General features: G+C 71.8%; 11 protein-coding genes and 2 tRNA genes. 8 read left to right on the forward strand and 5 right to left on the reverse strand.

Going from position 1 to position 13,666, the window contains the following annotated elements; translation table 11 throughout:
* Positions 1 to 15: 15 nt before the first annotated feature.
* The 3 genes from ACFOX0_RS13400 to ACFOX0_RS13410 all read right to left on the reverse strand — a co-directional run bounded on the left by ACFOX0_RS13400 (position 16) and on the right by ACFOX0_RS13410 (position 3,075).
* Complete coding sequence (locus ACFOX0_RS13400) at positions 16 to 1,368, reverse strand: ABC1 kinase family protein (protein ID WP_377545282.1); 1,353 nt, start codon at positions 1,366 to 1,368, stop codon at positions 16 to 18.
* 227 nt (positions 1,369 to 1,595) lie between these two features.
* Positions 1,596 to 2,651: a PqqD family protein gene (locus ACFOX0_RS13405; protein WP_377545284.1), complete on the reverse strand. Its 1,056-nt coding sequence runs from the start codon at positions 2,649 to 2,651 to the stop codon at positions 1,596 to 1,598.
* Between the two features lie 256 nt (positions 2,652 to 2,907).
* On the reverse strand, positions 2,908 to 3,075 hold the full coding sequence (locus ACFOX0_RS13410; RefSeq protein ID WP_377545286.1) for a DUF5679 domain-containing protein: 168 nt from the start codon (positions 3,073 to 3,075) through the stop codon (positions 2,908 to 2,910).
* Positions 3,076 to 3,614: 539 nt separating this feature from the next.
* Here ACFOX0_RS13410 and ACFOX0_RS13415 point away from each other — a divergent pair.
* Positions 3,615 to 4,154: a M48 metallopeptidase family protein gene (locus ACFOX0_RS13415; protein WP_377545288.1), complete on the forward strand. Its 540-nt coding sequence runs from the start codon at positions 3,615 to 3,617 to the stop codon at positions 4,152 to 4,154.
* Positions 4,155 to 4,287: 133 nt separating this feature from the next.
* Positions 4,288 to 4,917: a hypothetical protein gene (locus ACFOX0_RS13420; protein ID WP_377545290.1), complete on the forward strand. Its 630-nt coding sequence runs from the start codon at positions 4,288 to 4,290 to the stop codon at positions 4,915 to 4,917.
* Between the two features lie 29 nt (positions 4,918 to 4,946).
* Here the strand turns inward: ACFOX0_RS13420 and ACFOX0_RS13425 are convergent, their stop codons facing one another.
* On the reverse strand, positions 4,947 to 6,212 hold the full coding sequence (locus tag ACFOX0_RS13425) for a zinc-dependent metalloprotease (protein ID WP_377545464.1): 1,266 nt from the start codon (positions 6,210 to 6,212) through the stop codon (positions 4,947 to 4,949).
* 202 nt (positions 6,213 to 6,414) lie between these two features.
* Here ACFOX0_RS13425 and ACFOX0_RS13430 point away from each other — a divergent pair, with 202 nt between their 5' ends.
* The 5 genes from ACFOX0_RS13430 (at position 6,415) to ACFOX0_RS13450 (ending at position 11,220) form a co-directional block, all read left to right on the forward strand.
* The gene (locus tag ACFOX0_RS13430) at positions 6,415 to 7,431 is read left to right on the forward strand and encodes a YlbL family protein (RefSeq protein ID WP_377545292.1); all 1,017 of its coding nucleotides are present in this window, start codon (positions 6,415 to 6,417) and stop codon (positions 7,429 to 7,431) included.
* Positions 7,432 to 7,521: 90 nt separating this feature from the next.
* Positions 7,522 to 10,521, forward strand: coding sequence for a UPF0182 family membrane protein (locus ACFOX0_RS13435; protein ID WP_377545294.1), 3,000 nt, complete (start codon positions 7,522 to 7,524; stop codon positions 10,519 to 10,521).
* A gap of 114 nt (positions 10,522 to 10,635) precedes the next feature.
* Positions 10,636 to 10,709 (forward strand) — tRNA-Met (locus ACFOX0_RS13440).
* Between the two features lie 92 nt (positions 10,710 to 10,801).
* Entirely contained in the window at positions 10,802 to 11,059 is a 258-nt protein-coding gene (locus ACFOX0_RS13445) for a hypothetical protein (RefSeq protein ID WP_377545296.1), read from the forward strand.
* A gap of 87 nt (positions 11,060 to 11,146) precedes the next feature.
* Positions 11,147 to 11,220 (forward strand) — tRNA-Met (locus ACFOX0_RS13450).
* 92 nt (positions 11,221 to 11,312) lie between these two features.
* On the opposite strand, the gene ACFOX0_RS13455 is transcribed toward ACFOX0_RS13450, so the two are convergent.
* Positions 11,313 to 12,659, reverse strand: coding sequence for an ABC transporter substrate-binding protein (locus ACFOX0_RS13455; protein WP_377545298.1), 1,347 nt, complete (start codon positions 12,657 to 12,659; stop codon positions 11,313 to 11,315).
* Between the two features lie 169 nt (positions 12,660 to 12,828).
* On the opposite strand from ACFOX0_RS13455, the gene ACFOX0_RS13460 reads away from it, so the two are divergent.
* The gene (locus ACFOX0_RS13460) at positions 12,829 to 13,659 is read left to right on the forward strand and encodes a phosphoribosylaminoimidazolesuccinocarboxamide synthase (RefSeq protein WP_377545300.1); all 831 of its coding nucleotides are present in this window, start codon (positions 12,829 to 12,831) and stop codon (positions 13,657 to 13,659) included.
* Positions 13,660 to 13,666: the final 7 nt, after the last annotated feature.

Genomic DNA, 13,666 nt, shown 5'->3' on the forward strand with positions numbered 1-13,666 from the left:
TACGCCGGTGCGGGCTCAGACCACCGGCGCGAAGCCCGGCAGCCAGCGCTCGATGATCGACCGGTACGGCGCCGCGGCCTCCAACTGGCAGAGCACCCCGATCGAGCCGAGCGTCACCCGGTGGATCAGCAGGTACGACGGCGGCAGGTTGAGCTGCCGGCCGAGCTGGTAGGCCGGCGAGCGCGGGTTGGCGATCCGGGCCGCCTCCCGGCGCAACCACGCGCGGGTGAACCGGAACTCGTCCACCGACAGCGGTTCCAGCATCGGCAGCACATAGTCGAGTACCGCCTCGGCGTCGATCGGGTCGTCCGGCTTGACGAATCCCTCGGCCCGCAGCCCGGCCACCACCGCCTCGGCGTCGCCGTTCAGGGCGAGCCGGATCAGGCGCCCGATCGGCTCGGGGGTGCCGCCCGGCAGCCGGGCCACCGCGCCGAAGTCGATCACACCCAGCCGCCCGTCGGGCAGCAACCGGAAGTTGCCCGGATGCGGGTCGGCGTGCAGCAGGCCGGTCCGCATCGGCGCGGACAGGTGCAGGGTGGCCATCAGCCGACCGGCGGCGTCCCGCTGCTCCTCCGTACCGTCCCGGATGATCTCGGCCAGCGGGGTGCCCTCCACCCAGCCGGTGACCAGGACCTTGGGCGCGGCGGTCAGCACCTCGGGGACGAAGATCTCCGGGTCGTTCTGGTAGCCGGCGGCGAACTCGCGCTGCGACCGGGCCTCCAGCTCGTAGTCCAGCTCCTCGGTGATCCGCGCGCGCAGCTCGGCCAGCAGCGGCTTGATGTCCAACCCCGGCTGGATGGCCCGGAACATGGTGCCGAGCCGGGACAGCTGCTTGAGGTCGGCCAGCAGCGCGTCGCCGGCCCCGGGGTACTGCACCTTCACCGCCACCGGCCGGGCCGCCCGGCGCCGACCGGCGCCCGGCCCGATCGCCGGACCCTTCCAGACCGCCCGGTGCACCTGCCCGATGCTGGCCGCGGCGGCCGGGATGTCGTCGAACTCCACGAAGTGGGTCCGCCAGTCCGGTCCGAGCTGCTCGGCGAGCACCCGGTGCACGGTCGCCACCGGCAGCGGCGGGGCGGCCTCCTGGAGCTTGGTCAACGCCTGTCGGTACGGGGCGGCGATCTCCTCGGGCAGCGCGGCCTCGAAGACCGACAGCGCCTGACCGAACTTCATCGCACCGCCCTTGAGCTGGCCCAGCACGCTGAACAGCTGCTCGGCGGTGCGCTGCTGGATCTCGGCGGAGATCACCTCTTGGGCCAGCCCGGTGACCCGCTTGCCCATCCCGAGGACGGTCCGCCCGGCAAAGCCGAGCGGCAGTGCGGCGAGCTTGGCGGTCCGGGACACTGCCCGGCGCGGGATGTCGGTCACCAGATCATTGTTACCGACGTGAAGCCTCCTCGACCCCTGAGCGCGGGTGGCCGACGCCACTGACCGCGGTTCGATGTGCGCCCGCGGGCCGCCCATCCCGCCAGTCGGACACGAGTCGGCAGTTTGGGTGCATCCGTTGTCGCTCCAGCGACTGTCATGTCTCGGCCGTCGCGGCGTCGGCGACGGGTGTTGAAGGCCGGGCCGGCGCCGAAACGGGTAAGGCGGCGTCAGCGGGGGCGGCGGTGGGCGCAGCCGCAGGTCGGGTGCGGCGGCCAGGAGCGGCGGCGGATCCGGGCCCGGGTGGTGATCTCGACCGCGCCGCCGACGGTCTCCGGCGTACCGCCGTCCAGGAAGGTGAGCGCCTCGGCGGTGGCGTAGCCGACGGCCGTGATCAGGGTGGCGACCGCACACGGCTGCAGGGCGGGGGCGGTGGCGAGCTGGGCGGCCAGCGTGGGCCAGCCCGGGTCGCGGTCGGTGCGGTGCAGGTCGAGGCAGTTCAGGCAGGGCGTACCGGTGGGTGGGACGAGGGGACCGACCACCGCGACCCCGTCGCGCAGGCCGAGCGCCAGGTGCGCCTGGCGCCGACCCGCGTGGCCGGCGGCCAGCAGCGCGGCGGGGCGGTCCGTGCCGACCTGGACGACCAGGTCGACCCGGCTCCGCCGGGCCGGGCGGGTGTGCGTGCCGGGGGCGGTCCGGCCGATCGCGTCGGCGACGGCGACCGCGTACGGCCGGTGCAGGTCCGCCGTGGTGAGACCTGCACCGGGCAGGTCGGCGGGCTCGACCCGGCCGGTCAGGGCCGGGGTCACGTGTCCGACGCCGGCCTGGGCGAGGGCGAGCGCCAGCGGCGCGCCCAACCGGCCCCGGCCGGTGACCACCACCCGGGCCGCCGCCCGGCGGCGGAGCAGCTGGGCCGGGCTGGCCGGCGCGTCCGGTCCGCGCAGGGCGAGCGCCGCGGCCTCGGCGGCCAGCCGCCGCCGTGCCGACTCCACCAGGCCGTACGGGGTGAGAGCCGGCCCGGGGAGCACCAGGCCGGCGGCGCGCAGGGTGTCGATCAGGGCCCGGACGTCCGCCCGGGGCACGTCGAGGGTGCCGGCGTGCCGCAGGATCGCGGTCTCGCTGTGCGCACCGTCCAGCAGCTCGAGCAGCCGGGCGGCACCCGGATCGGTGATCTCCAGCAGCACCGCCCGCTCGGGGTCGAGGCCGAGCTGCAGGGTGTGCCGGTCCCGCCAGAGGCGGGTGAGGCCGGGCAACAGGGTCGGGCGGGGGATCGGTGTGCGGGTCATGGATGACACCGTGTCACCGTTGCCGAACGGTCCGCCGATCGTTGTCCACAAGCATCTTCCACTGCTCCCAGGGTTATCCACAGGGATCGGCAGATTTTCCACAGGTCGGGCCGGTAGCTGTCTCGGCCCGGACATCACCGTCCGTGTCGCCGCCCCGACAGAAGTGGCTCCCACCCCGGCGCAGCCGGGCCCGGGTACGCCGGGAGGGGCGGCTCGACGCCACCCCTCCCGGCTGATTCCGCAGGTCCGGATCCGGTCAGACCTTCGCCTTGCCCAGGATCCGGTTGACTGTTGTGCCACAGACCGGGCACTTGCCCTTGGCCATGTTCATGCCGGTCTTGGACACCTCGACATTGCCCTCGAAATCACGCTTTTCCTTGCACTTCACGCAGTACCCGTTGTAGGTCTGGGCCTTGTCGGTCACGGCGCCCCTCCTCATCGTCTTGCGTCGGGTGTGATCCCGACTGGCGCCCATCGGCGGGCCGCGTGTGGGCGCCCGGCGCTGGGGTTTCTCCGCGGCCACCTCGAGTGGCCGTCGGCTCGCGGACCCTACCCAGTACTGGGCGGGTCCATGTCAGCATTGGTCGACACTGTGAGTAAGTTGACGGTCAGAGTGTGCATGCCGCAATAGGTCGGATAAGTCAGTTTCGGAATGACACGCCGGATGAAGCGTGCGAGATGCCACCTCCAGGGGGCACTGGGCGGCGCTCCGGATGATCCCTTACGGTGAAGGCGAGAGCAGCGCCGAACGGATCGCGTGACCCACGATCGGGTCGCGCCCGGGGCGCACCCCGGTCGGGCCGAACCCGTCCGTTCATCTATCGTGCCTAAATATTTTTTCGGACGAAATCGCGCTAATCAGGACCATTCCCGCCGCGGTCGGCATGTTGACCCTTGCGGTGACCAGGCCACTACCCAGTAGCTTTCGTTCGTGAAGCAAAGCCGGGGCTCCGTGAGCCGGTAATGGCTGGGGCCCGCAAGCCGGTCGTCGAGGTACGGCGCAGTCAGCGCCGGCGCCGGACGGTGTCCGCCTACCGGGACGGCGAGCGGGTGGTCGTGCTCATCCCCGACCAGTTCTCCCGGGCCGAGGAGTCCGAGTGGGTGGATCGGATGCTCGCCCGGCTGGCCGCCCGGGAGGAGCGGCTGGGCTGCTCCGACGCGGAGCTGGCGGCCCGGGCCCGGCGGCTGATCGGCAGATACCTGAGCGAGTACGGTCCGAAGGCGGTCCCGGCCAGCGTCCGGTGGGTCACCAACCAGAACGGCCGGTGGGGCTCCTGCACCCCGGCCGACGGGACGATCCGGCTCTCGCACCGGATCCAGGAGATGCCGGACTGGGTGATCGACTACGTGCTGCTGCACGAGCTGGCCCACCTCGTCGTGCCCAGCCACAACGCCCGGTTCTGGGCCCTGGTGGGGCGCTACCCCAGGACCGAGCGGGCCCGCGGCTATCTGGAGGGGGTCGCCGCCGCCAGCGGCACCGACCCGGCCGACCTGACCGACTGAGCGGCGGGTCCGGTCCGCTCCGCTCGTGCCGGGTTCCCCGGTCAGGGGACACCCGGAACGGGCTCGGCCCGATCGGCGATCCGCCCGGGGTGGGCCCTCGGGAGTGGTCGGACCGCCACCGTAGGGTCGGGGCATGGTGCGCAGAGCCGTCGTGGTCCTGGTCGGTCCGGTCGAGTGGGTGCCGCCGGGAATCGACCCGGTTCACTGGCGGACCGCGTTGGTCGAGGATGTGGTCGACCTGCTCGCGATGGTCGAACAGGCCGAACCGGCGATCGCGGTGACCGCGCCCGACCGGGAGTTGGCCGAGCGGGTGGCCTGGCCCATGATGCCGATCCACCAGCTACCCGACCGGACCGTCAACGCCGCGCTGGCCGCGGTCGCCGCCGACGGGTACGACCAGGCGGCGGTGATCGCCGCCGACGCGCCGGACCTGCCCGGCCTGGTGCTCGGCAAGCTGCTGCGCCCGTTGACCAGCAAACCGGTGGCGGTGGCCCCGGCCGCGGCGGTCGGCGGGGACCCGCGGACCGGATCCGGCCTGCTCGGGTTGGCCACCCGGCTGCCGGTGCCGGACTGGCTGCCCGAGGTCGATCTCGACCGCACCGACCAGGCGACGGTACGGGCCGCCGCGCCGCACCCCGGCGCGGTGGCCGTGACCCCGGCCTGGCGACGGCTGCGTGGCCCCGGCGAACTGGCCACCCTCGACCCGGCCGTGGCGGGCTGGGACGCCACCCGCCTGCTGCTCAGCCCGTCGCCCCACTCCTGACCCGGCCCCGGCACCGGCCGGCGGTGAGTTCAGCCGTCGGTCGGGCGGTCCGGGCCTGCCTCGCCGTTGTCGTCCCGGTCGTCCGAACCGGGCGCCGGCTTCGGACCGGCCGGCGGGTCGGTGCCGGGCTCGGGCGCCGGTTCGGTGGCGTCGAAGTTGAAGTCGTCGAGGTCACCCAGGTCGAGCTGGGACCGGGCGAACGCCTCCGGGTCGGCGAAGTCGTCGCCGGAGGGCAGCAGATCCGGGTGCCCCCACAGCGCGTCCCGACCGGAGATGTCCCGGTGCTCGGTCAGCGCGGCCCACAGGGCGGCCGCCTCGCGCAGCCGACGCGGGCGCAACTCCAGGCCCACCAGGGCGGCGAAGGTCTGCTCGGCCGGTCCACCGGCGGCCCGACGACGGCGGAACGCCTCCCCGAGCCGGACCAGGTTGGGCAGCCGGTCGGCGGCGGCGGTGTCCACCACGTGACAGACCCAGCCCTCGATCAGGGCGAGTGCCGTCTCCAGCCGGGTCAGGGCCGCCTTCTGTGCCGGGGTGTCCTCCGGGGTGAAGATCCCCTCCAGGGCGATCGCCTGCACCGACTCGGGGTCGGCCGGGTCGACCCGGCCCATCGCCTCCTCGATCGCCTCCCGGTTGACGGTGATCCCGGAGGCGTACGCCTCGACGGCGGCGAAGACGTGCCCGCGCAGCCACGGAACGTGCCCGAACAGTCGTTGGTGGGCCGCCTCGCGCAGGGCCACGTACAGGCGTACCTCGTCCTCGGGGAGTTCCAGGCCCGCGCCGTACGCGCGGATGTTGGCCGGGATCAGCGCGGCCGTGCCGGCCGGTCCGAGCGGCAGCCCGATGTCGCCGGCGGAGAGCACCTCCGCGGCGAGCGAGCCGAGCGCCTGGCCGAGCTGGCCGCCGAACAGCGCGCCGCCCAGGGCGGTGACCATCGACTGCATCGGTCCGAGCTGGGCGCGGGCCTCCGGCGGGACCAGGTCACCCATGGCGCCGACCATCCGGGACGCGACCGGGTCGCACAGCCGGCGCCAGGCGTCCAGGGTCTTGTAGATCCACTCGTTGCGGTTCCAGGCCACCGAGGTCCGGATCCCGGACGGCAGCGCCGACGTCGGCTCCAGCCACAGGTCGGCCAGCCGGAGCGCCTCCTCCACGGCGTTGCGTTCGTACGGGTTGACCATCGGGTCACCGCCGCCGGCGAGCTGGCTGGCGGCGACCTGCCGGGCCAGGTCCCAGTTGACCGGGCCGCTGCCCGGCGAGGCCAGCAGGTGCTGCAGCTGGGTCATGAACTGCTGCATCTGCTGCGGGTCGTTGGGGTCAGGGGGCTGACCACCCGGGAGCGCGAAACCGAACGGAATATCAGGCACGGCCCCAACGGTACGCGCGCGGGGAGGCCGGATGCCGCCCCCGGCGTTGCGCTCAGGGCGAAGTCCGGGACCGGCCCGGAGTACCCTCGGGGTCCACCGCACCGGCCCGCACCGGTCGGTACGCTGATGAGCCATGAGACGTCGCGGTGTCACGGTTCTGCTCGGCGCATTGGTCACCGCACTGCTCAGCATCGGCATTCTCACGGCTCCCGTCCCCTATGTGGTGCTCGGTCCCGGTCCGACGGTGAACACCCTGGGCCAGGAGGACAACAAGGACGTGATCCAGGTCTCCGGCCGGGCCACCTCCGCCTCGGCCGGGCAACTCCGGCTGACCACCGTCGGCGTGCAGCCGGACGTGAAGCTGCTGTCCGCCATCGTCGGCTGGTTCTCGGCCGACGAGGCGGTGGTGCCGCGGGAGCTGATCTACCCGCCCGGCGAGACCGAGCAGCAGGTGGACCAGCGCAACAAGGAGGACTTCCAGGCCTCGCAGAGCAGCGCGGAGACCGCGGCGCTGCGCAAGCTCGGCTACCCGGTCCAGGTGACGGTCAAGACCGTCACCCCGGACGGGCCGTCCAACGGGTTGCTCCGGGCGGGTGACGTGATCACCACCGTCGACGGGCAGCCGGTGCCGACCGCGAGCAAGCTCACCGAGCTGATCCGGGCCAAGCCGGCCGGCACGACGTTCACCGTCGGCTACACCAGGTCCGGCGCGCCGGCCACGGCCACGATCACCAGCCGGGCGGGCAACGGCGAGCCACCGCGGATCGGGGTGGCGATCGAGCAGCAGCAGCCGCACCCGTTCCAGCTCAAGATCGACCTGGGCGACATCGGCGGTCCCAGCGCCGGGCTGATGTTCACCCTCGGCATCATCGACAAGCTCGAACCGGCGGACCTGACCGGTGGCAAGATCATTGCCGGCACCGGCACCATCAACGACGAGGGCGAGGTCGGCCCGATCGGCGGCATCCCGCAGAAGCTGGTCGGCGCCAAGCAGGCCGGGGCGCAGGTCTTCCTGGTGCCCGCCGACAACTGCGCCGAGGCGGTCCGCAACCCGCAGCCCGGTCTGCCGTTGCTGAGGGTGGCGACGCTGGACGACGCGCTGAAGGCGCTGGAGACCCTGCGCGCGGGGGGTCAACCACCCCGCTGCTGACCGTGACCGACCACACTCAGCTCCACCACGTACTCTGGGTGCCTTGATTCCGAGCCGACTTCAGGCAAGCAGGTGGAGCCAACCGTGGTAATGCGTAGCAGCCCCCTCCCGAGAATGAGCCGGCGCGGTCGCGTGACGGTCGGCGTACTGCTCGGGGTCTTCGTCCTTTTCACCCTGCTGGGCTGGGGGGTCAACGCCTGGACCGACTGGTTGTGGTTCGACGAGGTCGACTACACCGCCGTGTTCACCGGCGTGCTGGTCACCAAGCTGGCCCTGTTCGGCGCCGTCGGCGCGGGGGTCGCCCTGGTGGTCGGCGGCAACCTCTGGCTGGCCTACCGGCTGCGCCCGCTGCTGCGGCCGCACTCGGCCGAGCAGGCCACCCTGGAGCGCTACCGGATCCTGATCGCGCCGCGGATCCGTACCTGGCTCCTGCTGGTGGCGGTGCTGGTCGGCCTGTTCGCCGGTCTCTCCGCGCAGGGCCGGTGGGGCCAGTGGATGCTGTTCCGCAACGGCGGCGACTTCGGGGTGAAGGACCCCGAGTTCGGCGTGGACATCGGCTTCTACGTCTTCCAGCTGCCGTTCTGGCGGTACCTGCTCGGCCTCGGGTTCACCGCCGTCGTGCTCTCGGTGATCGGTGCCCTGGCGGTGCACTACATCTTCGGCGGGGTACGCCTGCAGGGGGTCGGCGACCGGATGACCAACGCCGCCCGGGCCCACCTGACCAGCCTGGTCGCGGTCTTCGTGCTGCTGAAGGCGGTCGCCTACGTGCTGGACCGGCGGGCCATGCTGCTGGAGTACAACGAGAGTGCCAAGCTCTACGGCGCCGGGTACGCCGACATCAACGCGCTGCTGCCGGCCAAGGAGATCCTGGCCTACATCTCGATCGTGGTGGCCATCGCGATCATCGTGTTCTCCAACGCCGTGATGCGGAACCTGGTCTGGCCCGGCATCTCGCTGGCCCTGCTGGGCATCTCGGCGGTGGCGATCGGCGGCATCTACCCCTGGGCGGTGCAGACCTTCGAGGTCAAGCCCAGCGCCAAGGACAAGGAGGCGCCGTACATCGAACGGAGCATCGCCGCCACCCGGAACGCCTTCGGCCTGACCGAGGCCAAGTCGAGCCCGTACGCGGCGAACAACCTGGTGCCGCCGGCGAGCCTGGCCACCGACACGTCGGTGGTGCCGAACACCCGGCTGCTCGACCCGCAGCTGGTCTCCGAGACCTACACCCAGCTCCAGCAGGTCCGGAACTTCTACGACTTCGGCCCGAAGCTCGACATCGACCGGTACACGGTCGAGGGCCGGACGCAGGACTACGTGGTCGGCGTACGGGAGATCAACTACGCCGAGCTGACCAGCCAGCAGAACAACTGGATCAACCGGCACACCGTCTTCACCCACGGCTACGGGCTGGTCGGCGCGCCGGCCAACCAGGTGGTCTGCGGCGGTCAGCCGTACTTCGTCTCCGGCTACCTGGGCGAGAAGGCGCAGGAGGCGTGCTCGGCGCCGACCGAGCAGATTCAGGCGCAGCAGCCGCGGATCTACTACGGCGAGCGGATGCGGGACTCCGACTACGCCATCGTCGGGCAGACCGGGGACCGGAACGTGGAGTTCGACCGGCCGACCGGCTCCGGCGGGGACCAGTCCTCCGGTAACGGGGTGAACTACACGTACGACGGCAAGGGCGGCGTGGCGATCGGGTCGTTCCCGCGCAAGCTGCTCTACGCGATCAAGGAGCAGGAGAGCAACTTCCTGCTCTCCGAGGCGGTCAACGAGAACTCGAAACTGCTCTACGTCCGTAACCCCCGGGACCGGGTGGAGAAGGTCGCGCCGTTCCTGACCCTGGACGGCGACCCGTACCCGGCCGTGATCGACGGCCGGATCCAGTGGATCGTCGACGGCTACACCACGGCCGCCACCTACCCGTACGCCGAGCAGGTCAACCTCCAGGCGGAGACCGCCGACGAGCTGACCAACAAGGGCACGTTCCAGCTGGCCCGGGAGAACGTCAACTACATCCGGAACTCGGTCAAGGCCACCGTCGACGCGTACGACGGGACGGTCAAGCTGTACCAGTTCGACGACAAGGACCCGGTGCTCAGGGCGTGGAACAAGGCGTTCGGCGGTGACCTGGTGCAGCCCCGGTCGGCCATCCCGGCCGAGCTGATGGCGCACCTGCGGTACCCGGCGGACCTGTTCAAGCTGCAACGCAACCTGCTGGCCAAGTTCCACGTGACCGACCCGGGCGCGTTCTACAACGGCGACGACTTTTGGCAGGTGCCGAACGTGCCGGACGCGCCGGACACCGGCCAGAAGCAGCCGCCGTACTACCTCTACACCCAGTTCCCGGGGCAGGAGGGGCCGCGGTTCCAGCTCACCTCCGCGGTCACCCCGATCGGCCGGCAGAACCTGGCCGCGCTGATCTCCGGGTCGTACGTGGACGGTCAGCCCAGGCTGGAGATGCTGGAGCTGCCGGACCAGACCCGGATCTCCGGGCCGGTCCAGGTGCACCAGCAGATGACCAACAACGGCGCCATCCGGCAACAGCTCAGCCAGCTGAACGCGGACGGCAAGGCCCAGGTGCAGTACGGCAACCTGCTGTCCCTGCCGTTCGCCGACGGGATGCTCTACGTCGAGCCGGTGTACGTCAAGAGCAACCAGCAGAACGCCTATCCGCTGCTGCAGAAGGTGCTGCTGTCCTACGGCGACGGCGGGTCGTACGTGGTGCTCGCCAACAGCCTGGCCGACGGCATCAAGCAACTGGTCGAGCAGGGCAAGCAGGCGGCCGCGGGCACCCCGCCGGCGGCGAACCCGCCGCTACCGGCCGCGGGCGGCAACCAGCCACCCGCGCTCACCGGTGAGCTGGCCGCCGCGGCGGCCCAGGTCCAGGCCGCCATCGCCGAGGTGAAGGCCGCCCAGTCGTCCGGCGACTTCGAGCGGTACGGCAAGGCGTTGAAGGCGTTGGACGACGCCGTCAACCGGTTCCAGGCGCTGTCGAAGAACGCGACCGCGCCGGCGCCGACCGGTTCGTCGGCCGCCCCGCCGCCCTCGCCCGGTCCGAGTGCCGGCGGCACGCCGACGCCCAGCGGATGACGGTCGTGCGGCACCGGACCGGCCCGACCGCCGGCCCGGTGCCGCACTGCCGGTCCGCGGCGACGGGGCCGTTTTGCGGGTTCGTCAGTGGGTAGGTTAGGGTTAACCAGCCGACGCGGGGTGGAGCAGCTCGGTAGCTCGCTGGGCTCATAACCCAGAGGTCGCAGGTTCAAATCCTGTCCCCGCTACTGCTCACGAAATGCCTCCGGATGCCCAGCATCCGGGGGCATTTCTGCGTTTAGCAGGCGTGCCGGTTGCGGCGGCGAGGCAGGATGGAGCCATGTCTGATCTGGTGAAGTGGTGGAGCCGGCTGGCGACGATCGTCGGCACGATGGCGGCGGCGGTGCTGCTGCCGGCGGCGGCGGCCTGGGCGTCGTCCGACACCGGCGCGCTCGTGATCGAGGCCGCCCGGCGGCGGCGTGGCTTCGGCGGCGGGCTGTTCAGCCTGTGCTGCCTGGTGGGCGTCGGGGTGATCGTCCTGATCGTGGTGCTGATCATGCGAGGGCGGAACAACCGCCGGTCCGGCCCGCCGAGCTGACGGGACCGTCGGCCCGGCGGCCCGTGGGGGTCCGGGGGGAACCGTTTTGCGGATCGCCCCGCCGATGAACTAGGCTTAACGAGCCGACGCGGGGTGGAGCAGCTCGGTAGCTCGCTGGGCTCATAACCCAGAGGTCGCAGGTTCAAATCCTGTCCCCGCTACTGTTCGAAGAACTCCCGGAGAGATTCTCTCCGGGAGTTCTTCGTATCCTGACCGGCCGATGGCGCCGTCGGCGGTGGCGCCGCTCAACCGCTCAGCCGGCCAGCGCCGCGTTGGCCCGGCGGACGAAGGTGGCCGCCGCCTCGGCGCTGGTGGCCCGGCCGAACTGGACGTCCTGGGCGGCCCGCAGCAGCAGCTCGCGGATCCGGGCGTGGCCCCGCGGCGGCGCCTGCGGGGCCGGGCCGAACAGGGTGGACATCCTGCTCTCGTAGGCGGCCGCGGCCCGACCGCCCCGCTCGACCGGCGTACGGGCCACCACCGCCCGGACCGACGTGTTGGGGCTGAACCCCCGGTCGGTGCCGAGGATCCGGCCGGCCTCCGGGTCGTTGACCAGGAAGTTGATCACGTCGGCGACGATGTCCGGGTACCGCGTGCCGCGGAAACCGGCCCAGTACATCGTCGCCTGTGGCCACTGGGCCTTCGGGTTGCCCGGATACGCGACCACGCCGAGTTCGTCGCTGGTGTACGACTGCAGCTCGACCAACTGGTCGGACCGGATGAACGAGGTGACGGCCTTGCCCGTCGCGATGAGCTGTCGGGCGACCATCCCCGAGTTCGCGCCCTGGGTGACCGTGGCCGACGGGGTGGCCCGGTCCGACCGGGCGCGTCGCCAGATCTCGAACCACCGGGTGAGGTCCGGCACGCCGAAGCCGAGTTGCCGGTCGGTGTAGAACTCCTTGCCCTGGGCCCGCAGCCACAGCCAGAGCGCCATCTGCTGGGCGGCCGGATCGCTGGCGCCGGCCACCTGGCCGCCGCTGCGCCGGGTCACCTCGGCGGCCCACGCCACGAACTCCTGGTACGACATCCCCGGTCTGGGCTCCGCCACGCCGAGCCCGTCGAGCACGGTCTTGTCGTAGGCCAGGGCCGGGGTGGCCTCGCCGGCCGCCACCGCGACGGTTCGGCCGCCCACCTCACCGGCCCGGGCCAGGCCGGGCGGCAGGCCGCCGAGGTCGACCCGGCGGCGCTTGACCTGGTCGGTCAGGTCCAGGGTGATCCGGCGCTGGGCGTACTCGGTCAGGAAGTCGTCGTCGATCTGGAACAGGTCCGGCGCGTTGCCGCCGGTCGCCTCGGTGGCGAGCCGGTCGTAGTAGCCGCCCGCACCCTGCCAGGTGACCCGGAAGCCGACCTTCGGATGCCGGGCCGAGTATCGCCGCAGGGCCTGTTCGGTGCGGTCGGCCCGCTGCTGGTCACCCCACCAGAAGACGGACAACTGGACGGTGTCGGTGTCCGGGTCGGCGAACGACTCCTGGCAGCCGGTCAGCCCGCCGCTGAGCAGGAGGGCGACGACGGTGAGGGCGGCCGGTAGCCGAACCGGTGACCGGCCGCGGCGGCCGGTTGACGCGGCGCCGGTGCGGTGGGTAGGGGTCGTTCCGCGGGGCACGTGCTCTCCTGACGGCACCGCCGGGGGTTGCGGTGACCTGGAACATTCACCCAGGGCGTACGGATGGTGTCAATCCGGGGGAGGAGATCCGGTCCGGTCCGTCGTCCACCAGTCGGCGAAGCGGACGGCTACGCCGGCCCGTCGAACGGGTCGTGGTGTACTGGCGGGCGTGGAACTTGTGCATTCGGGCAAGGTGCGGGACGTCTATTCCGACGGAGACGACCTGATCCTGGTCGCCTCGGACCGGATCTCGGTCTACGACACCGTGCTGCCCACACCGATCCCCGACAAGGGCAAGCTTCTCACCGCGCTCTCCCTCTGGTGGTTCGAACAGCTCGCCGACCTGGTGCCCAACCACGTGATCTCGGCCACCGACGTGCCGGCCGAGTTCGCCGGGCGGGCCATCCGGTGCCGACGGCTGGAGATGGTGCCGGTCGAGTGCATCGCCCGCGGCTACCTGACCGGCTCCGGGCTGGCGGAGTACCGGCGTACCGGTGCGGTGTCCGGGGTCGAGCTGCCGCCCGGCCTGGTCGAGTCGGCGATCCTGCCGGAACCGATCTTCACACCCACCACCAAGGCGGCCCTCGGCGAGCACGACGAGTTCATCACCTTCGAGGACGTGGTGACCAAGGTGGGCGCGGAGACGGCCGCCGCGCTGCGGGAGATCACCGTGAACGTCTACCGGCGCGGCGCCGAGACGGCCGCCGACCGGGGCATCATCGTGGCCGACACCAAGCTCGAACTGGGCTGGGCACCGGACGGTCGGTTGGTGCTCGGCGACGAGGTGCTCACCGCGGACTCGTCCCGGTTCTGGCCGGCCGACTCCTACCAGCCGGGCCGCTCCCAGTTCTCGTACGACAAGCAGTACGTCCGGGACTGGGTGACCGAATCCGGCTGGGACCGGCAGTCGCCCGCACCGGAGCTGCCGCCGGAGGTCGTCGAGGCCACCCGGGACCGGTACGTGGACGTCTACCAGCGGCTCACTGGGCGTACCTGGTAGGCCGGCC

Source organism: Micromonospora zhanjiangensis, from assembly GCF_042650605.1.
Lineage (GTDB): Bacteria > Actinomycetota > Actinomycetes > Mycobacteriales > Micromonosporaceae > Micromonospora_J > Micromonospora_J zhanjiangensis.

Excerpts from the sequence above, each read along its gene's own strand:
- ACFOX0_RS13415 (WP_377545288.1), top strand. The coding sequence starts at position 3,615 with ATGGCTGGGGCCCGCAAGCCGGTCGTCGAGGTACGGCGCAGTCAGCGC.
- ACFOX0_RS13435 (WP_377545294.1), top strand. The coding sequence starts at position 7,522 with ATGCGTAGCAGCCCCCTCCCGAGAATGAGCCGGCGCGGTCGCGTGACG.
- ACFOX0_RS13405 (WP_377545284.1), bottom strand. The coding sequence starts at position 2,651 with ATGACCCGCACACCGATCCCCCGCCCGACCCTGTTGCCCGGCCTCACC.
- ACFOX0_RS13445 (WP_377545296.1), top strand. The coding sequence starts at position 10,802 with ATGTCTGATCTGGTGAAGTGGTGGAGCCGGCTGGCGACGATCGTCGGC.
- ACFOX0_RS13430 (WP_377545292.1), top strand. The coding sequence starts at position 6,415 with ATGAGACGTCGCGGTGTCACGGTTCTGCTCGGCGCATTGGTCACCGCA.
- ACFOX0_RS13425 (WP_377545464.1), bottom strand. The coding sequence starts at position 6,212 with ATGCAGCAGTTCATGACCCAGCTGCAGCACCTGCTGGCCTCGCCGGGC.
- ACFOX0_RS13420 (WP_377545290.1), top strand. The coding sequence starts at position 4,288 with ATGGTGCGCAGAGCCGTCGTGGTCCTGGTCGGTCCGGTCGAGTGGGTG.